12 protein-coding genes and 1 tRNA gene are annotated in these 18978 nt (G+C 70.6%); 8 read left to right on the forward strand and 5 right to left on the reverse strand.

The features are described 5' to 3' along the window. Positions 1 to 88 precede the first annotated feature (88 nt). Both HIR79_RS04980 and HIR79_RS04985 read left to right on the forward strand, forming a co-directional pair. The gene (locus HIR79_RS04980; RefSeq protein ID WP_249322252.1) at positions 89 to 547 is read left to right on the forward strand and encodes a LexA family protein; all 459 of its coding nucleotides are present in this window, start codon (positions 89 to 91) and stop codon (positions 545 to 547) included. Beyond that, the gene (locus tag HIR79_RS04985) at positions 544 to 1821 is read left to right on the forward strand and encodes a Y-family DNA polymerase (RefSeq protein ID WP_169957492.1); all 1278 of its coding nucleotides are present in this window, start codon (positions 544 to 546) and stop codon (positions 1819 to 1821) included. Before HIR79_RS04980 ends, HIR79_RS04985 begins: the two co-directional genes overlap by 4 nt. Before the next feature lie 49 nt (positions 1822 to 1870). On the opposite strand, the gene HIR79_RS04990 is transcribed toward HIR79_RS04985, so the two are convergent. Further along, positions 1871 to 5374 (reverse strand): EAL domain-containing protein, encoded by a 3504-nt coding sequence (locus HIR79_RS04990; RefSeq protein ID WP_169957493.1) that lies wholly within the window; start codon positions 5372 to 5374, stop codon positions 1871 to 1873. A gap of 157 nt (positions 5375 to 5531) precedes the next feature. Here HIR79_RS04990 and HIR79_RS04995 point away from each other — a divergent pair, with 157 nt between their 5' ends. Then, positions 5532 to 6395, forward strand: a complete 864-nt coding sequence (locus HIR79_RS04995) for a bifunctional nuclease domain-containing protein (RefSeq protein WP_249322253.1) — start codon at positions 5532 to 5534, stop codon at positions 6393 to 6395. Between the two features lie 55 nt (positions 6396 to 6450). Continuing rightward, entirely contained in the window at positions 6451 to 6831 is a 381-nt protein-coding gene (locus tag HIR79_RS05000) for a hypothetical protein (RefSeq protein WP_169957494.1), read from the forward strand. 77 nt (positions 6832 to 6908) lie between these two features. Here HIR79_RS05000 and HIR79_RS05005 read toward each other — a convergent pair. Both HIR79_RS05005 and HIR79_RS05010 read right to left on the reverse strand, forming a co-directional pair. Further along, positions 6909 to 6984 (reverse strand) — tRNA-Thr (locus HIR79_RS05005). 36 nt (positions 6985 to 7020) lie between these two features. Then, complete coding sequence (locus tag HIR79_RS05010) at positions 7021 to 7845, reverse strand: acyl-CoA thioesterase (protein ID WP_169957495.1); 825 nt, start codon at positions 7843 to 7845, stop codon at positions 7021 to 7023. A gap of 54 nt (positions 7846 to 7899) precedes the next feature. Between HIR79_RS05010 and tadA the strand changes: the two genes are divergently transcribed. Beyond that, positions 7900 to 8385, forward strand: coding sequence for a tRNA adenosine(34) deaminase TadA (gene tadA, locus HIR79_RS05015; RefSeq protein ID WP_119022016.1), 486 nt, complete (start codon positions 7900 to 7902; stop codon positions 8383 to 8385). Here tadA and HIR79_RS05020 read toward each other — a convergent pair. Together HIR79_RS05020 and mltF are read right to left on the reverse strand one after the other, a co-directional pair. Continuing rightward, on the reverse strand, positions 8350 to 10374 hold the full coding sequence (locus HIR79_RS05020; protein WP_169957496.1) for a GGDEF domain-containing protein: 2025 nt from the start codon (positions 10372 to 10374) through the stop codon (positions 8350 to 8352). The two genes, tadA and HIR79_RS05020, sit on opposite strands and share 36 nt — an antisense overlap. Then, on the reverse strand, positions 10340 to 11821 hold the full coding sequence (gene mltF / locus HIR79_RS05025; protein WP_169957497.1) for a membrane-bound lytic murein transglycosylase MltF: 1482 nt from the start codon (positions 11819 to 11821) through the stop codon (positions 10340 to 10342). Before mltF ends, HIR79_RS05020 begins: the two co-directional genes overlap by 35 nt. 168 nt (positions 11822 to 11989) lie before the next feature. Between mltF and purL the strand changes: the two genes are divergently transcribed. The 3 genes from purL (at position 11990) to radD (ending at position 18917) form a co-directional block, all read left to right on the forward strand. Next, positions 11990 to 16006, forward strand: coding sequence for a phosphoribosylformylglycinamidine synthase (gene purL, locus HIR79_RS05030; RefSeq protein ID WP_169957498.1), 4017 nt, complete (start codon positions 11990 to 11992; stop codon positions 16004 to 16006). A gap of 163 nt (positions 16007 to 16169) precedes the next feature. After that, complete coding sequence (locus tag HIR79_RS05035; protein WP_249322254.1) at positions 16170 to 16991, forward strand: crotonase/enoyl-CoA hydratase family protein; 822 nt, start codon at positions 16170 to 16172, stop codon at positions 16989 to 16991. 48 nt (positions 16992 to 17039) lie between these two features. Continuing rightward, the gene (gene radD / locus HIR79_RS05040) at positions 17040 to 18917 is read left to right on the forward strand and encodes a DNA repair helicase RadD (RefSeq protein ID WP_169957499.1); all 1878 of its coding nucleotides are present in this window, start codon (positions 17040 to 17042) and stop codon (positions 18915 to 18917) included. The last annotated feature ends 61 nt before the right edge of the window (positions 18918 to 18978 follow it).

Below are 18978 nucleotides of genomic sequence, written 5' to 3' on the forward strand. Positions count from 1 at the left end.
GCTGCGTCGAGCGACGGGCATGGCCCGTTGCCAAGCGTGAGTCCCTGTCTGATACTGTATGAAATTCCAGTATTCATCGGAGGTGCCCATGTCGTGCATTCACCCGACCCGAGCCCGCATTGTGGGCCGGGCCGCCGGCCAGGGGGCGGGTCCGCCCCGGCCGCTGATGGGCTGCCGGGTGCGGGCGGGCTTCCCGAGCCCCGCCGATGATCACCTGGACGCCGAGATCGACCTGCACGCCCACGTGGTGAAGCGCCCCGCGGCCACCTACTTCGTGCGCGCCGAGGGGGATTCCATGCTCGGTGACGGCATCCATGACGGCGACCTGCTGGTGGTGGATCGCAGCCTGGAGCCGCTGCCCGGCCGGGTGATCGTCATCGCCCTGGAGGGGGAGCCCACGGTCAAGCGCCTGGAGCGTCGCGGCGGGGCGGTGTGGCTGGTGGCCAGCAACCCGCGCTTCGCGCCGATTCCCCTTGCCGGGCGCGAGTGCGAGGTTTGGGGGGTGGTCACCCATGTGCTCCACGACCTGCTGGGGCGCACCCCGTGATCGCCCTGGTCGACGGCAACAACTTCTACGTCAGCTGCGAGCGGGCCTTCGATCCGCGCCTGGCGGGCCGGCCGGTGGGGGTGCTCTCCAACAACGATGGTTGCGTGGTGGCGCGCTCCGAGGAGCTCAAGGCGCTGGGCGTGGCCATGGGGGCGCCGCGGCACCTGCTGCCGCCGGCCGTGCGCCGCCAGGCGGTGCTGCTCTCCAGCAACTATGCGCTCTATGGCGACATGTCGCGGCGGGTCAACCAGGTGCTGGCGGAGTTCTCGCCGGACGTCGAGCCCTACTCCATCGACGAGAGCTTCGTGGGCTTCGCCGGCTTCCCTGAGGAGGGGCTGGAGGCCCGCTGCCGGGCGCTGCGCGAGACCGTGGGCCGCTGGACCGGCATCCCGGTGGGGGTGGGCGTGGCACCGACCCGGGTGCTGGCCAAGCTGGCCAACCGGCTGGCCAAGCGCGAGCCGGCCTTCGAGGGGGTCTGCCTGCTAGACGCCGACGGCGAGGCGACCCGCCGGGCCCTGGCCGCCTGCCCGGTGGAGGCGCTGTGGGGCGTGGCCCGGCGCAGCGCCGAGCGGCTGGCGCTGATGGGCATCACCACCGCCTGGGAGCTGCGCGAGGCCGACCCGCGCTGGGTGCGCAGTCGCTTCTCGGTGGTGATGGAGCGCCTCGTCTGGGAGCTGCGCGGCCGCCCGGCCATCGCCCTCGACGACATGAGCGAGCCGCGCCGGCGTCTGCTGGTCTCGCGCTCCTTCGGCCGGCTCACCGGCGAGCGCCACGAGCTGGAGGCGGCGATCCGCCAGCACGCCGCCCGGGCCGGCGAGAAGCTGCGCCGCCAGGGCAGCCTGGCCCGGGCGGTGCAGGTGTTCGTGCGCACCAGCCCTTTCCTGGCCGGCGAGCCTCAGTACCGCAACGCCGCCCTGGTGGCGCTGCCCGCGCCCAGCGCCGACAGCCGGGAGCTGCTCGCGGCGGCCCGCCGCGGCCTGGAAGCGATCTTCCTCGAGGGCTACCGCTACCAGAAGTGCGGGGTAATGCTGCTCGACCTGGTGGACGCCGAAGGCACCCAGCCCTCGCTGCTGGAGACGCCCGACGACGAGGCCCGACGCGCGCGCAGCGGGCGGCTGATGGCCACCCTGGACCGGCTTAACCGCGAGATGGGGCGCGATACCGTGCGCTTCGGCCTGCCCCGCCAGGGCAACGCCTGGGCCCTGCGCTGCGAGCATCGCACGCCGCGCTATACCACCCGCTGGAACGAGCTGATGCGGGTCAAGACGGGGTGAGCAGCGGGGTGGTCAACCTGCCGCGCCTGCCGCTGCCCGGTGAACAGGGTCAGCCAAGCAGGCGCTCGATCTCCTCCAGCAGGGCGTCGCGCCGGGCGTAGAGCTCCGGCAGCCTCTCCACGGCCTGCTCACCCTGGCCGTGATCCAGCAGCGCACAGAGCTCCACGGCCAGCCCGTGCACTCGGCGGTGCAGGCGATCGAGGTGCTCGATCGCCGGGCCCATGGGCTCGCGCAGCTGGTCGAGCCAGAAGCAGAAATTGCAGCATGACGGGTCGAGGGGAGGGCGTTCGGGGCTCTCCGACATCAGGGTGGCAGCGAGACGCCGGGCCCAATCGCGGTGCGCCACGGCGGCATAGAGCAGCGGCCTGGCTTCATGGTCGATGGTCGGCAGCTCGGCCCAGCGGGGCGGGGGGCGCCAGTCGCCCAGCCAGTCCGGAATCGCCTCCGGGGGCATGGGGCGAGCGATACCGTACCCCTGGGCCAGCTCGCAGCCGACGCGCAGCAGCATGTCGCCGTGTTGAACGCTCTCCACGCCCTCGGCAATCACCTGGCGATCGAAGGCGCTCGCCAGCCGCAGCACGCCGTCGAGGATCTTGAGGTCCTCGGGGTCGTCGAGGATGTCGCGCACGAAACTCTGGTCGATCTTGACGGTGCCGGCCGGCAGGCGCTTGAGGTAGGTCAGCGACGAGTAGCCGGTACCGAAGTCGTCCAGCGAGATCTGGATGCCGATCTCCCGACACCCCTCGAGCAGGCCGGAGACCAGCGCCAGGTCGCCCAGGGTGCTGGTCTCGAGAATCTCCAGCTCCAGCGTGCCGGGGGCAAGCTCGGGATGGGTGTCGAGCAGGCGCTTCAGGCGGGGCACCAGGTCCTTCTGGCGCAGCTGGCGGGCACTGACGTTGACGCTCACGGGCAGCTCGATCCCCAGGGCCTTCCAGGCGGCCGCCTGGGCCAGGGCGGCGCCGACCACCCACTCGCCGAGCGCCTCCGACAGCGGATGCTCCTCGATCACCGGCAGGAACTGGGCCGGCGGCAGCAGGCCACGCTCGGGGTGCTGCCAGCGCACCAGCGCCTCGGCGCCGATGACCTGGCCCGTGCGCATGTTGACCTTGGGCTGGTAGTGCAGGATGAATTCGCCCTGCCGCAGGCCGCGCTGGATACGCTCCAGGGTCCCGTGGTGGCTGCGGATGCTGCGGTCGTGATCGGCATCGAATCGGTGGTAGCGCCCCTTGCCGGCCAGCTTGGCCTGGTACATGGCCTGGTCGGCCTGGCGCAGCAGCTGATCCGCCTCGATGGGCTCGGCCTGGGGGTAGAAAGTCACGCCGAGGCTGGCGGTGACCGCAAGCTCATGGCCGTCAACGTGCACCGGCAGGGCGGCGGCCTCGAGCAGGCGCTCGAACAGGGCCGTGGCGACAGCCTCGCTGTCCAGGTCCAGCACGACCGCCACGAACTCGTCTCCGCCGAGTCTCGACAGCGTGTCTTCCTCCCGCATGACCTCCTTCATGCGTCGGGCGACGGCGATCAGCAGCTGGTCGCCGGCGGCGTGGCCGTGGCGGTCGTTGATGGCCTTGAAGCCGTCCAGGTCCAGGTAGGCCACGGCGAGGTGGCGGCCCTGGCGATGTTCCCGACTCATGGCCTGGGTCAGGCGGTCGGCCATCAGCACGCGGTTGGGTAGCCCGGTCAGGGGGTCGTAGTGGGCCAGGTGCTCGAGCTGCTGCTCATGCTCCTTGAGGGTGGTGATGTCGGTGGAGATGCCCAGCAGGCCGACGATATCGCCGTTGTCATGGATCGGCGTCTTCACCTCCAGGTAGACGTGCCTGCCGGTCGCGTCATGGATGGGAATCTCTTCCGTGGTCGACTCGCCGCTCAGCACGCGGGCATCGATCTTGCGCAGCCGGCGCACGATATCGCTGGGAAAGAAGCGGCTGTCGTCGCTCCCTGGCAGGCTCTGCGCCGAGCAGCCGAAGAGCTCCAGAGTGGCGCGGTTGGCGAAGGTGTAACGGCTGTCACGATCCTTCATGTAGATGTAGGAGCCCACGTGGTCGAGTGCCTCGCGGAAGCGTTCGGCCTCGAGGTGGGCGGCGCGCAGGGCGATCTCGGAGCGCTTGCGCTCGGTGGTATCGGTGATCACGCCATACCAGGAGGTGGCTCCGTCGGGTTCGCGATGGGGGAGCGAGTCGCCGAACAGCCAGTGTTCGCTGTCGTCTTCGAGGACCACCCGATACTCGTGGCGCCAGGGGGTGAGGGTCTCGGCGGAGTAGCGGATGGAGGCCACCACGCCGTCGAGATCGTCGGGGTGGATCACCGAGAGCACCGGAGAGGCATCCTCCCTGACCGCCTCGGGTGATACGCCGTAGACCTGCTGCATGCCGTCGCTGGCGTAGGGGAAGCAGGAGCGCCCGTCCGGCTGGAGCCGGTATTCATAGACCACGCCGGGCACGCGGTCGGCGATGGTCTGGAGCCGGGTCAGTAGCGTCTCGAGCTCGCGCTCCCGCTCCCGCACGGTGAGCATCAGCGCGTCGGTCATGCGCAGGGCGCGGGCTCGCGTGGTGGAGAGGGTAAAAACCAGGGCGCCGAACAGGGCGGTGATGATCAGGCCCCCGGCCAGGGTCAGCCAGGTGGCTCGGGTGGCGATGGCCTGGCCGGGCGCCAGGTGGTCGAAGGCCAGCAGCCATGGGGTGCCGTTGAAATCGATCAGGCGCTGCTGATGAAAGCCGCTGTCATGGGGCGCGCCGGGTGCCGGCCGGTTTGTGAACAGCAGGTGCTCCGCTGCCGCCACCTCGCCATCGTAGAGGCGCAGCCCCACGGCCTGTCCATCCTGCTGCTCCCAGTCGCCGAGGATGCCCTCCATCAGGTCGTACATGCGGTAGGGGCTGTAGGTCCAGCCGATCAGCGCCTTGCGGCGCTGCGCCACGCTGTCGGCTGGCGCCCCCTGGCGATAGACCGGCACATACATCAGGGTGCCGGGCTGGATGTCGGTATCGGTCTCCTGCACCAGCAGGACCCGACCGGTGAGCGCTGCTCGGCCGGTGTCGCGGGCCTGCCCCATGGCGGCGCGGCGCACCGGCTCGGCAAACATGTCGTAGCCGAAGGCGCGCAGGTTGCGGCCCTCGAAGGGCTCGAGGTAGATGATCGAGGTGTAGGCGTCACGGGGGCTGTCGGGATGGACACGGTAGTCGGTGAAGCCCTCCGCGCGGAGCCTGGCCTCGTGGGCGGCGAGGGACTCCGGGGGAATCCACTCGGCATAGCCGATGCCCTGGGCATAGCCCAGCGTATCGGCCGCCCGCAGCTTCTCGACGTAGTTACGCCACTCGCTGCGGTCGACCTCCTCGGAGGCGTCGAACAGCCCCGCGGCGCCGCGCAGCACCAGTGCATAGGCGGAGAGGCGCTCCTCGATACGCAGGGTGACCTGGTCGGCGGCGAAGCTGAACTGCTCCTGTGCCTTGGCCTCGGCATTCCGGTAGACCTGATGGCCGGCAAACAGCGACAGCAGGATGCCCGCCGCCACGATCAGCCAGACGACTCCCGGAAGCCGCGCACTCTGCTTCGCTCCCATGCGTATCGTTGATCTCGTGTAAGTGACCGTATCCAGATGGCAGAGTAACGGTAAAGGGGCAGGAGGTCATCGGGCCGGTGACACGCCGTGGCCCTGGACATGGCGGCCAGGCGCCGGGGCTGCCATCCTGACAGGGCACTCATCGAGGAGCTCTGCCATGTCCGTCCCGTTCCTGCCGCGCTGCCGGCGCCTGCTGGCCCCCTGCCTGGCCCTGCTGCTGGCCTGGGCGCTGCCCGCCCAGGCCCGGGAGCTGGCCGTGCCGCCCGAGGCGATGGTCGAGGTCGAGGTGGCCACCGTGGGCATGTCGGGCATGGCCGGTGTGCCGGTGGTGCTGCTGCGCGAGCCCGGTGCCCGGGAGGTGATTCCGATCTTCATCGGCGTGGCCGAGGCCCGCGCCATTCTGCGCGCCCTGACCGGCGAGCGTCCGCCGCGGCCGCTCACCCACGAGCTGCTCGGTGACGTGCTGGCGGGGGCAGAGGTCGCGCTGACCCGGGTCTACGTGGATGCCCTCACCGAGAGCACTTTCCTGGGCATGCTGGAGCTCTCGGTGCCGGGTCGCGATGCGCCGCTGCGCATCGACAGCCGCCCCAGCGACGCCATCGCCCTGGCGCTGACCGCCGGGGCCAGCATCCACGTGGCGCCGGAGGTGCTGGAGGCGGCTCGCCAGATCGAGTACCAGGGCTTCGATGACCAGGTGGTGGTGGCGCTGGGCATCACCGTCACCCCGCTGGACGACGACCTGCGCGAGGCGCTGGGGCTGCCGGACCGCGCCGGGGTGCTGGTCAGCGACGTGAGCGGCGAGGCCGCCGAGGCGGGGCTTGAGCCCGGCGACCTGCTGCTGGCGGTCAACGGCGAGACCCCGGAGAATCCGCTGCACTTCCTGGAACTGGTGCGCGACACCCCCGCGGGGGAGTTGGCCCGGCTGCGCGTATGGCAGCGTGGCGAGATCGTCGAGGTGGAGCTCTCCACCGAGGTGCCGGCACCCACGCCGCGGCGCCGCGCACCGGGGCTCGAGGCCTGAGGGGGCTTGGCAGCCTCGGCCGGGCGGGCAAGAATGGTGTCCGGGAGGACTGACCATGCTCGATTCACTGATCGCCTTCGCCCTGCTCGGCGAACCCGCCCTTGCCGCGCCCCCGGAGACCGGGCTGGCGGCCCGGGAAGCCCACCATCGGGAGCTGCTCTCCTGCGACCGGCTGGTGGGTCACTGGCTGCAGGAGGACGAATACCTGGCGCTGTACAACGCCATGGCGGACTCCCGCCAGGTGCTGGAGGCGCTGCGCCCCATGCCCTTCAGCGAGGAGGAGTTCCCGAAGGATGCCGCCGACCTGAGAGTGGGGGATGCCCACTATGGCGAGGCGGATCTTGCCCGCCTGCACGACCGGCCTGCCGAGGCGGACGTGCGCGAGGCCTACCTGGTGCTGCGCCCCCACTGCATGCGGCTGATCGGCTACTTCTGAGGGCCAGGCGCCCCGGCGCCCTGAACGCACAACGGCCACCGCGACGATTCGTCAGGTGGCCGTTTTTCAATGCTTTATGGTGCCGCAAAGAGGATTCGAACCTCCGACCTACGCATTACGAATGCGTTGCTCTGCCAGCTGAGCTATTGCGGCACTGCTGTCGATGGTAGCGCTGCCGCGGTGCTTCGCCTAGTCCCCGGCGGGCTCGCGCAGCCGGGTGAGCCCCTCCTGGGCGGAGGAGGCCACCAGGCGGCCCTGGCGGTCGTAGATGCTGCCGCGGGCGAAGCCGCGGGCACCACCGGCCCAGGGGCTGTCCATGTCGTAGAGCAGCCAGTCGTTGACCTGGACGTCGTGGTGGAACCAGAGGGCATGATCGAGACTGGCGATCTGCAGTTTGGGGTCGCGGAAGTCGAGCCCGTGCGGTACCAGGGCCGTGGTCAGCAGGTTGAAGTCGGAGCTGTAGGCCAGCAGGTGGCGATGCAGGGCGGGGTCGTCGGGCAGCTCGCCGGCCAGGCGGAACCAGACCCGCTTGTGGGCCGGCTGGCCGGGACGGCTCTCCTCGCCGGCGAGCAGGAACTCGATGGGGTGGCTGTCGAAGCGCACCAGGCGCGCGCCCTGTTCGGCCAGGCGCTCGGGGGAGTCCACCTCGGGCATGGCGGTCTGGTGCTCGAGGCCGGACTCCTCGCCGTGGAAGGAGGCGCTGCAGAAGAAGATCGGCCGGCCCTTCTGGATGGCGGTGACCCGGCGGGTGGTGAAGCTGCCGCCGTCGCGCACCGCGTCCACCTGATAGACTACCGGGCGGTGGGGGTCCCCGGGGCGCAGGAAGTAGCCGTGCAGCGAATGGGCCCGGCGTTCCGCCGTCACCGTCTGGCTGGCCGCCGACAGTGCCTGGCCCAGCACCTGGCCGCCGAACAGCTGGGGCAGCCCGAGGTCCTGGCTCACGCCCCGGAACAGGGTCTCCTCCAGGGGTTCCAGGGCCAGCAGGCCGACCAGGGCGTCGAGGGGGGTGGGCATGGGGGCGATCTCCGGGCCGTCGTGGCCGCGTCGGGCCACTCATACAGATGTTTCATGGCAGTCTACATGGAGTCGAGGGCGTTGCGCAGCGATGAGTTCTACATGCACCGGGCGCTGGACCAGGCCCGCCTGGGGCTGGCCGCCGGCGAGGTGCCGGTGGGGGCGGTGGTGGTGGATGGCGCGGGCGAGATCGTCGGCGAGGGTTTCAACGCCCCGGTGGGGGGGCGCGACCCTAGTGCCCATGCCGAGATCCGCGCCCTGCGCGATGCCGGCGCCCGGCTCGGCAACTATCGCCTCGACGGCTGCACCCTCTACGTGACCCTGGAGCCTTGCCTGATGTGTACCGGGGCCATCATCCATGCCCGCCTGGCCCGGGTGGTCTACGGCGCTGCCGAGCCGCGCACCGGCATGGTGGAGTCGAAGGCCAACCTCTTCGCCCAACCCTGGCACAACCACCGGGTCGAGGTGGTCGGTGGCCTGCTGGCCTCTCGCGCCTCGCGGCTGCTACGGGAGTTCTTCGCCGCCCGGCGCGGCGAGTGAATCCGCCAGCCTGGCCCGGTTGCGGCCGGCGCCCTTGGCCCGGTAGAGCGCCATGTCTGCCGCATTCAGCAGGTCGTCGACCCCCAGGGGGCCGGGGGCGCCTGTCGCCACGCCGATGCTGATGGTGAGCGGGGTGCCATCGGCGTGGGTCAGGCCGCGGGCCGCAACGGCCTCGCGCAGGGTGTCGGCGACCCGCATGGCCTCCGGGCCCTCCCGGCCGGGCAGGCAGGCCACGAACTCCTCGCCGCCCAGGCGGGCGAAGAGCCCGCCGGCCGGCTCGATCACCTCGCGACCCAGGCGGCCGGTCTCGATCAGGTAGCGGTCGCCCTCCAGGTGCCCGAGGCGGTCGTTGATCCGCTTGAAATGGTCGATGTCGCAGAGCAGCACGCTGATGGGCTGGCGCGGGTCGTGGGCGCGCAGCGCCTGCAGGAAGGTGCGCCGGTTGGGTAGGCCGGTAAGCTCGTCATGGCCGGCCAGCCACTCGACCTCCTGCTGCAGCCGGGTGCGCTTGCGGATCTCGCGGCGCAGCTCGTGGTTGGTGCGTCGCACCGCCCGGTGCTGGTTGGCCATCTCCTGCTGGGAGAAGAGCACCAGATAGAGCAGCTGGGCCAGCAGCAGGCCCACGCTCAGGCTCACCACCGGCTGACGGGGCAGGTCGCCCAGCAGCCGAGGCAGAGTGGGCTCGGCGCGCAGTACCAGGGGGATGCCGGAGAGATCCAGCTCGGCTTCCAGCTGCCAGGGCCCCAGGCGAGCCTCGGCGGACTGGTGGGCGAGGCGCTCGCCGCCATGGAACAGGCTGAGCTGCTGAGTGCCGGGGTCGATGGCGGTAAACAGCGTCTCGGCAAGGACCGGAAGGCTGACCACCATGGCCACGGCGCCTCTCGGGTGTGACTCATGCGAGAGGAAGAGCGGCAGGTAGTGGATCACCCCCGGGCCGCCCTGCAGCAGCTCGATGATATCGGTGCGCGCCTCCCTGCCGTGCTGCAGGGCGCTTATCACCGCCTCGCGTCCGGCGGGCTGATCCTCGAGGAGCCGGGAGCCGAGTATCCGCAGGTTGTGCGCGTTCGGTGGGTGCACCAGCTGGATGCGGGTTGCTGCGTCGATATAGGCGATGTTCAGGAAGTAGCGGAAGTCACGCTGATAGGGCGCCGCCTGGGTGGCCCAGTCGGTCGAGCCGGGCGTGGCGGCCGTGAGGCGCCAGACGTTGGCAAAGCGGCGCATGGCGGCGAGGTGGTCGTGGATCTCCCGGGAGAGGCTCTCGGCCATCTGGGCATGCTGCTGGCCGATGCGCTCGGCGAGCTCGCGCTCGCCGAGCGCCTTCTGGTGATGCCAGAAGAGCAGGCTCAGCAGGGCCAGGCAGAGCGCCGGCCACAGGGCGCGGCGCAGCCGGAAGGCGTGCTGTTGCCAGGCGCCGGCGACATCGACCATCTGGCCCGCCAGCAGGGTCAGCAGGATGGCCTGATCGAGCCAGCTCCCCCGCAGGGACAGCAGGGCGGGCGCCGAGTGGAATGCCTCGGCCGCCTGGGCCAGCAGCAGCAGGCCGGCGATCCCGAGCAACATGGGGGCGCCGAGGCCGGCGCGGGTGCGCACCGCAAGGCTCAGCAGCAGGGCGATCAGGCACAGGGTCAGCAGCAGCGGGGGGCGCCAGTCCACCAGCAGGCTGCCCGTCAGCAGCCGGTCGGCCAGCCGATCCCAGGCGGCATGGGGCAGCCAGTGTTCCGGCAGCAGATAGCTGACCAGGCACAGCGTCAGGAGCCCCAGGGCCGGCCACAGCAGCGCCTGGGCAGCGACAGGGCCCAGGCGATACCAGAGCAGCTGCCCCAGTGCCGCCATGACCAGAAGCACGGCGGTGGGAAGCGAGCCGTAGAGGCCGATTACGGCCAGGGCCAGGGCGATCAGGCTCCCCAGCAGCGCCGCCAGGCTGGCCGCGATGGCCCAGACGCTTACCGGGCGTTCACTGGCCAGGCGCAACGGATAGTATGGCGTCATGGCTCTCTTCCGGCTCCGGGAGACGGGCGTTGAGCAGGTAGAACTGCTCCTGGCTGCGGTCAACGTAGCTCAGTATCTCGTGGTAGCGCCGAATATTGCGCACGTAGATCACCGGCTCGCCGCCGCGGGCATAGCCATGGCGGGTCTGGCTGTGCCACTCGCGCTCCTGCAGCAGCGGCAGCGACTCGCGCACGTCGGCCCAGCGGTCCGGGTCGCCGCCACGCTGCTCGGTGATGCGCCGGGCGTCGTAGAGGTGGCCCAGACCCACATTGTAGGCCGCCATGGCCATGAACAGGCGGTCCTCTCCGGTTATCGACTCGGGCAGTCGATCCTTTAGCTCGCGCAGGTAGCGGGCGCCGCCCTCGATGCTCTGGGCGGGGTCCAGGCGGTCGCTCACCCCCAGGTCGCCGGCGGTGGGCAGGGTCAGCATCATCAGCCCGCGTACCCCGGTGGGGGAGGTGGCCTCCGGGTCCCAGTGGGACTCCTGGTAGCCCAGCGCGGCCAGCAGCTTCCAGTCGAAGCCGGTCTGGCGGGCCGCCTCCCGGAACAGCTCGGTGTAGTCCGGGAGGCGGGCGTGGAGGTGCTGGATGAAGGTGCGCGCGCCCACGTACTCCAGGTAGTCGTCATGGCCGAAATAGCGCGCCACCAGGGCCTCGAGTTCACCCTCGTCGTGAAGCGCCGCGAGGAAGCGGTTGGCCGCCTGCGCCAGCGCCAGGCCACCCTCAGCGGGAAAGGCCCAGGCCAGGGAGAGCGGCTCGCCCAGCGCGAAGCCACGCTCCACCCCGGGGAAGAAGAGCCGGTTGAGGCGGAACTGGTGCTCGAAGAGCACCGCGGCGTCGAGCCGCCCGTCCTCGACCCAGCGCAGCAGCTCGGCGGCCTCCAGGTCATCGGACTCCTCCCAGGCGAGCGACGGGTGCTCGGCCTTGAGCTCGCGCAGCACCCGGTCGGTGCCGGCGCCGGCCAGGGTGCCGAGGCGCAGTCCCTGCAGCCGGTCCAGGCCGGTCACCGGCGGCAGGCCGCGGCGGTAGACCAGCACCGGCTGCAGCTCGAGGATCGGCCGGCTGAAGATCACTCCGTCGAGGCCCGGGGTCAGCGGCAGTGCGGCGGCCCCCAGGTCGCCCTCCCGGCGGACGGCCTCGAGCACGCTGGCGATATGGTGATCCGCGCGCAGCGCCAGGCTCACGCCCAGGGAGGCGGAGAAGCGGCGTACCAGCTCGTATTCGAAGCCGGTGGGCCCCTCGCGTCCCTCGTAGTAGGTGGTGGGGGTGTTGCGGGTGTGCACCTGCAGGAACTCGCGGGCGAGGATCCTCTCCAGGTGCCGGCCGTCGGGCGTGCCCGGGGAGGCGGGCCACAGGCCCAGCAGGAGCGCGCCGGCCAGGCCCAGAGCGGGCAGGGCAGGGCGGCGGCGCCAGCGGCGCAGGAGCTGATCGATCGGCGGCAGGGGCATGCGGGGGACGGCTGGCGATGACGACCCACCACCATAACCAGCTGCGGCGCGGCTGTCATCCGTGCGATTTCTCACCGCGATTTCTTCCGCCCCGGGCTTTCCAGTATCATATGCGCTCTCTGCCGCTGGCCGCGGCCCCTCCTTGATGATTTCCAGAGGCTCCAGGATATGCTCGAACTGCGCGGCGCCCCCGCCCTCTCCGCCTTCCGTCACGCCAAGCTGCTGGCCGCCCTGCGCGAGGCGGCGGCCGACGTCGAGTCGCTGCAGGCGGAGTACGTGCATTTCGTCGACCACGACGGCGAGCTCTCCGGCGATGAGCTGGCCGTTCTGGAGCAGCTGCTGGACTACGGTTCTCAAATTCAGGGTTCTCAAATTCAGGGTTCTCAAATTCAGGGTTCTCACGTCGAGGTTTCCCAGATTGAGGAGCGCGCCGAGGGCCAGCTGTTCCTGGTGGTGCCGCGCATCGGCACCCAGTCGCCCTGGTCCTCCAAGGCCACCGATATCGCGCGCAACTGCGGCCTGACCCAGGTGCGCCGCCTCGAGCGTGGCATCGCCTACCGGGTCAAGCTCAGGGGCGTGCTCTCCGAGCAGGCCTACGAGGGCATCCGCGCCACTCTGCACGACCGAATGACTGAGACGGTGCTGGCCGACAGCTCCGACGCGGCACGGCTCTTCGCCCACCATGAGCCGGCGCCCCTGGGCAGCGTCGACATCCTCGCGGGCGGTCGCGAGGCGCTGGAGGCCGCCAACGTCGCCCTCGGCCTGGCCCTGGCCGAGGACGAGATCGACTACCTGGTGGCGGCCTTCCGCGACCTGGGCCGCAACCCCACCGACGTCGAGCTGATGATGTTCGCCCAGGCGAACTCCGAGCACTGCCGCCACAAGATCTTCAACGCCGACTGGGTGATCGACGGCGAGGCGCAGACGCACTCGCTGTTCAAGATGATCAAGAACACCTACCAGGCCTCCCCGGAAGACATCCTCTCGGCCTACAGCGACAACGCGGCGGTGATCAAGGGCGCCACGGCGCCGCGCTTCTTCCCGGCCCCGCTGACCGGCCAGGCCGGCGAGCGCGCCGTCTACGGGAGCGTCGAGGAGCCGATCCAGATCCTCATGAAGGTGGAGACCCACAACCACCCCACGGCGATCGCCCCGCACCCGGGCGCGGCCACCGGCGCCGGCGGCGAGATCCGCGACGAGGGCGCCACCGGCATCGGCGGCAAGCCCAAGGCGGGCCTCACCGGCTTCACCGTCTCCAACCTGCGCATTCCAGAGTTCGTGCAGCCCTGGGAGGCCTTCGACTACGGCAAGCCCGAGCGCATCGTCTCGGCCCTCGAGATCATGCTGGAGGGCCCCATCGGCGGGGCGGCCTTCAACAACGAGTTCGGCCGCCCCAACCTGGCCGGCTACTTCCGTACCTACGAGCAGGACACCCTGGGGGCCAACGGCATCGAGCGCCGCGGCTTCCACAAGCCGATCATGCTCGCCGGTGGCTACGGCAACATCCGCGACGGCCACGTCCAGAAGGGCGAGATCCCCGTCGGCGGCAAGCTGATCGTGATGGGCGGCCCCGCCATGCTGATCGGCCTGGGCGGCGGCGCGGCCTCCTCCATGGCCTCCGGCACCTCCAGCGCCGACCTGGACTTCGCCTCGGTGCAGCGCGGCAACCCCGAGATCGAGCGTCGCGCCCAGGAGGTGATCGACCGCTGCTGGGCCCTGGGCGAGTCCAACCCCATCCGCTTCTTCCACGATGTCGGCGCCGGCGGGCTCTCCAACGCCCTGCCGGAGCTGGTCAAGGACGGCGAGCGCGGCGGCCTGTTCGACCTGCGTGCGGTGCCCAACGCCGAGCCGGGCATGAGCCCGCTGGAGATCTGGTGCAACGAGGCCCAGGAGCGCTACGTGCTGGCGGTGGCCGCGGAGGACCTCGACACCTTCGACGCCCTGTGCCAGCGCGAGCGCTGCCCCTATGCGGTGGTGGGCGAGGCCACCGAGGCGCACCACCTGGAGGTGCGCGACGGCCACTTCGAAAGCAAGCCCGTCGACCTGCCGATGAGCGTGCTGTTCGGCAAGCCGCCGAAGATGACCCGCGAGTTCAGCCGCCAGAGCACCGAGATGCCCGGCGTGATGCTCGACAACCTCGACCTGCGCGAGGCCATGGACCGTGTGCTGCGCCTGCCCACCGTGGCCTCCAAGAGCTTCCTGATCACCATCGGCGACCGCTCCATCACCGGCCAGGTGGCCCGCGACCAGATGGTCGGCCCCTGGCAGGTGCCGGTGGCCGATGTCGCCGTGACCACGGCCAGCTTCGACACCCACGCCGGCGAGGCCATGGCCATGGGCGAGCGTCCGCCGGTGGCGCTGATCGACCCCGCCGCCAGCGCCCGCCTGGCGGTCGCCGAGGCGATCACCAACCTGGCCGCCGCGCCCATCGCCAAGCTCGGCGATATCAAGCTCTCCGCCAACTGGATGAGTGCCGCCGATCACCCCGGCGAGAACCAGGCGCTGTATGACGCCGTTAACGCCGTGGGCATGGAGCTCTGCCCGGCGCTCGGCATCGCCATCCCGGTGGGCAAAGACTCCATGTCCATGCGCACCGCCTGGCAGGAGGAGAGCGGCTCTGATGAAGGGCACGGCGAGCGGGAGGAGAAGAGCATCACCTCGCCGCTGTCGCTGATCGTCACCGGCTTCGCGCCGGTCACCGATGCGCTGAAGACCCTGACCCCCCAGATCAACCTTGAGCAGGACGAGTCCGACCTGCTGCTGATCGACCTGGGCGGCGGCAAGAACCGCCTGGGCGGCTCGGCGCTGGCCCAGGTCTATGGCCAGGTGGGCAGCGAGTGCCCGGACCTGGACGACCCGGAGGACCTCAAGGCCTTCTTCGCGGTGATCCAGGGGCTCAACGCCGAGGGCAAGCTGCTCGCCTATCACGATCGCAGCGACGGCGGCCTGCTGGTGACCCTGCTGGAGATGGCCTTCGCCGCCCACGCCGGCCTCGAGATCAAGCTCGACTGGCTGGTCGACGAGCCCGCCGAGGCGGTGAATGCGCTGTTCGCCGAGGAGCTCGGCGCGGTGATCCAGGTCAACCGCCAGCACACCGAGGAGGTGCTGGCCCAGTTCGCCGCCGCCGGCATCGAGACCTGCGGCGTCATCGCCCGGCCCCGCTACGACGACCAGGTGCGGGTCACCCTCTTCGAGGAGCCGCTGCTGGAGACCACCCGCATGCTGGCCCAGCGCACCTGGTCCGAGACCAGCTACCGCCTGCAGGCGCTGCGCGACAACCCGGAGTGCGCCAAGAGCGAGTTCGACGGCCTGCTCGATGACCGCGACCCGGGTCTCTCCGCCACCCCCGCCTTCGACGTCGACGAGGATGTCGCCGCGCCCTATCTTCAGGCACCCGGGCTCAACCTGGCTCGGCCTTCGGTGGCGGTGCTGCGCGAGCAGGGCGTCAACGGCCAGGTGGAGATGGCCTGGGCCTTCGACCGCGCCGGCTTCGAGGCGGTGGACGTGCACATGAGCGATATCCTGGCAGGCCGGGTATCGCTGGATGAATTCAAGGGGCTGGTGGCCTGCGGCGGCTTCTCCTACGGCGACGTGCTGGGGGCCGGCGGCGGCTGGGCCAAGTCGGTGCTCTTCAACGAGCGCGCCCGGGAGCAGTTCGCGGCCTTCTTCCAGCGTGACGACAGCTTCTCGCTGGGCGTCTGCAACGGCTGCCAGATGCTCTCCCAGCTCAAGGAGCTGATCCCCGGGGCCGAGTCGTGGCCGCGCTTCGTGCGCAACGAGTCCGAGCAGTTCGAGGCCCGGGTCGCCATGGTGCAGGTGGAGAAGACCCCTTCGATCCTGCTGGCCGGCATGGAGGGCTCCCGCCTGCCCATCGCCGTGGCCCACGGCGAGGGCCGCGCCGAGTTCCGCGACAGCGCCCACCTGCGCAGCATGCAGGGCAATGGCCAGGTGGCGCTGCGCTTCCTGGACAACCACGGCCAGGTCACCACCCGCTATCCGGCCAACCCCAACGGCTCGCCCTCCGGCATCACCGGCCTGACCACCCCGGATGGCCGCGCCACCATCATGATGCCCCATCCGGAGCGGGTGGTGCGCGCGGTGACCAACTCCTGGCGTCCGGCCGAGTGGACCCGGGACGGCGCCTGGCTGCGCCTGTTCCGCAACGCCCGGGTCTGGGTGGGCTGATTCACCGACCTCGCGCAGCAGCATCCCTCCAGCAGGAGATCAAAGGCGGCCTTCGGGCCGCCTTTGTCGTCTTGAGTCGCCCTCGGCATGAAACGAGTGTTTGAATGCGCGACCCGGGCCCGGCACACTCGATGCCATGGTGCCGAACAGGAGGACTGGCCAGATGGATGGAAGAAGCATGGAGGAGCGGTTCGAGGGGCGGGTGCGTCTCGGCGTCGAAGCGGGGGTGGCCGAGGTCACCCTGAGCCGACCGGAGGCCCACAATGGCCTGGACTGGGCGATGATCGACGGCCTGCTGGCGGCCCAGCGCCGCCTGGCCGCGCTCGATGGCCTGCGCGCCGTGGTGCTGGCCGGTGAGGGCGAGAGCTTCTGCGCCGGCCTGGATATGGGGGCCATCATGGGCCAGCCGGCGCGGCTGCCGTCGCTGCTCGAGGCCGACGAGGCCGGCATCAATCCGGTACAGCGCCTGGCGCTGGGCTGGCGCAACGCCGGGGTGCCGGTGATTGCCGCCCTGCACGGTCATGTCTATGGCGGCGGCCTGCAGATCGCCCTGGGCGCGGATATTCGCGTGGTGCACCCCGAGGCGCGGCTGGGCCTGCTGGAGATCGACTGGGGCATCATCCCCGACATGGGCATCAGCGTGACCGGCCCCGGACTGCGTCGGGACGCACTCCAGGAGCTGACCTGGAGCGGGCGCAAGGTAAGTGGCGATGAGGCCGTTGCCATGGGTCTGGCCACCCGCCTGAGTGAGACGCCCGAGGCCTCCGCCTTGGTGAGCGCTCGGGCCATCGCCGCGCGCTCGCCCAGGGCGGTGGCGGCAGCACGTACCCTCTTCGAGATGGCGCCCGACCTGGGGTTTCGTGAGCGCCTGGCCCTGGAGGCCCGCTTGCAGGCCGAGCTGCTGGGCAGCGCCGAGCAGCAGGAGGCGGTCGCCGCCCGCCTGGAAAAGCGCCCGGCCCGCTTTGACAGCCGCCGTTTGGGTTGATCCATGGCAAGCCGCTAGAATGGCGGCTTCGCTTATCTGGGCCCTGCCATGACCGTGCCCCTCTCCCTCGATGCTCTCGCCGCGCCCCCCAGCCTGCGCCCCTACCAGCAGGAGGCGGTGCGACGGGTGATCGAGCACTTTCGCGGCTCGGACGACCCCGCCGCGGTGGTGCTGCCCACCGGCAGCGGCAAGTCCCTGGTGATCGCCGAGCTGGCGCGCCTGGCCCGGGGGCGGGTGTTGGTGCTGGCCCACGTGCGCGAGCTGGTGGAGCAGAACCATGCCAAGTACCTGGCCTATGGGCTTGCGGCGGACATCTTCAGCGCGGGCCTTAAGCGCAAGGAGAGCGCCCGCCAGGTGGTGTTCGGCTCGGTACAGTCGGTGGTGCGAAGCCTCGAGAGCTTCGCCGCACCGGACCATCCGCGCGGCCCCTTCACCCTGCTGGTGATCGATGAATGCCACCGGGTCTCCCCCGCCGAGGACGCCAGCTACCGCCGGGTGATCGAGGCGCTGCGCGCGGCCAACCCGCGCCTCAAGGTGCTGGGGCTGACCGCCACCCCCTATCGGCTGGGCCAGGGATTCATCTACCACCGCCACCATCACGGCATGGTGCGAGGCGATGACGACTGCTTCTTTCGCGACTGCGTCTTCGAGCAGTCGCTGCGGCTGATGGTGAAGCAGGGCTATCTGGCCGAGCCGCGGCGCATCGACGCGGCCCTGTTCAGGGACGGAGAGGAGCTGCGCTATGATTTCTCGGTGCTGTCCCCCTCGGCCAGCGGGCTGTTCCGGGAGGAGGAGCTCAACCGGGTCGTGGCGGGCCACCGCGCCACCCCGGGGATCATCGCCGAGGTCATCGAGCGCGCCCGGGACCGCCAGGGGGTGATGCTCTTCGCGGCAAGCGTGGCCCACGCCGAGGAGATCCTCGGCTACCTGCCCGCCGCCGAGGCGGCGCTGGTCACCGGCGAGACCCCCCTGGCCGAGCGCGAGCGGCTCATCGCCGCCTTCAAGGCCCGCGAGCTCAAGTACCTGGTCAACGTGGCGGTGCTCACCACCGGCTTCGATGCGCCCCATGTGGATCTCATCGCCATCCTGCGTCCCACCGAGTCGGTGAGCCTCTATCAGCAGATCGTCGGCCGCGGGCTGCGCCTCTCGCCTGGCAAGCGTGACTGCCTGATCCTCGACTACGCCGGCAACCCCTGGAACCTCTATGCGCCGGAGGTGGGCTCCCCGAAGCCCGCCTCCGACAGCGAGCCGGTGCAGGTCCCGTGCCCCGCCTGCGGCCACGCCAACCTCTTCTGGGGCAAGCGCGACGGCGAGCTGGTGATCGAGCACTTCGGCCGCCGCTGCCAGGGGCTGGTGGAGGACGACCCGCAGGCCCGTGGCGCGGCGTCGGGCGCCGAAAATCGTGACGCGGCATCGGGCGCCGGAAAAAAACGACAGTGCGACTTTCGCTTTCGCTTCAAGGTGTGCGGCGACTGCGGCGCCGAGAACGACATCGCCGCCCGGCGCTGCCACGGCTGCCAGACCCTGCTGGTGGACGCCGACGACAAGCTCAAGGAGGCGCTGCGCCTCAAGGATGCCCGGGTGCTGCGGGTGGCCGGCATGCAGCTCGAGGCCACCGTCAACGGCCGCGGCATGGCCCGGCTCAAGGTGACCTACCACGATGAGGATGGCGCGACGCTGGCCGAGTGGTTCGCGCTGGAGACGCCGGCCCAGCGCGGCGCCTTCGCCGCGGTCTTCCTGCGCGACCACCTGCGCGCGCCGGGGGTACCGTGGCGGCCCACCACGCCGGAGGAGGTCGTGGCCGAGCGGCGCCGCCTGCGCCATCCCGACTTCGTGGTGGGGCGCAGGGTGGGACGCCACTGGCAGGTGCGGGAGAAGCTCTTCGACTACAGCGGGCGCTATCGCAAGGCCATTGGTGCGGAGTAGGGGGGGCGCAAGGATGGCCGGCTAAGCCCCGGGTTCATCGCCAGCTCAGAGGGTCAGCGCT

Source organism: Halomonas sp. PGE1 (assembly GCF_013000985.1).
Taxonomy (GTDB): Bacteria; Pseudomonadota; Gammaproteobacteria; order Pseudomonadales; family Halomonadaceae; genus Halomonas; species Halomonas alkalicola.

Bases quoted from the DNA above. Each gene is read 5' to 3' on its own strand.
- HIR79_RS04980 (WP_249322252.1), top strand. From the start codon at position 89: ATGTCGTGCATTCACCCGACCCGAGCCCGCATTGTGGGCCGGGCCGCC.
- HIR79_RS04990 (WP_169957493.1), bottom strand. From the start codon at position 5,374: ATGGGAGCGAAGCAGAGTGCGCGGCTTCCGGGAGTCGTCTGGCTGATC.
- HIR79_RS04995 (WP_249322253.1), top strand. From the start codon at position 5,532: ATGTCCGTCCCGTTCCTGCCGCGCTGCCGGCGCCTGCTGGCCCCCTGC.
- HIR79_RS05000 (WP_169957494.1), top strand. From the start codon at position 6,451: ATGCTCGATTCACTGATCGCCTTCGCCCTGCTCGGCGAACCCGCCCTT.
- HIR79_RS05010 (WP_169957495.1), bottom strand. From the start codon at position 7,845: ATGCCCACCCCCCTCGACGCCCTGGTCGGCCTGCTGGCCCTGGAACCC.
- tadA (WP_119022016.1), top strand. From the start codon at position 7,900: ATGGCAGTCTACATGGAGTCGAGGGCGTTGCGCAGCGATGAGTTCTAC.
- HIR79_RS05020 (WP_169957496.1), bottom strand. From the start codon at position 10,374: ATGACGCCATACTATCCGTTGCGCCTGGCCAGTGAACGCCCGGTAAGC.
- mltF (WP_169957497.1), bottom strand. From the start codon at position 11,821: ATGCCCCTGCCGCCGATCGATCAGCTCCTGCGCCGCTGGCGCCGCCGC.
- purL (WP_169957498.1), top strand. From the start codon at position 11,990: ATGCTCGAACTGCGCGGCGCCCCCGCCCTCTCCGCCTTCCGTCACGCC.
- HIR79_RS05035 (WP_249322254.1), top strand. From the start codon at position 16,170: ATGGATGGAAGAAGCATGGAGGAGCGGTTCGAGGGGCGGGTGCGTCTC.
- radD (WP_169957499.1), top strand. From the start codon at position 17,040: ATGACCGTGCCCCTCTCCCTCGATGCTCTCGCCGCGCCCCCCAGCCTG.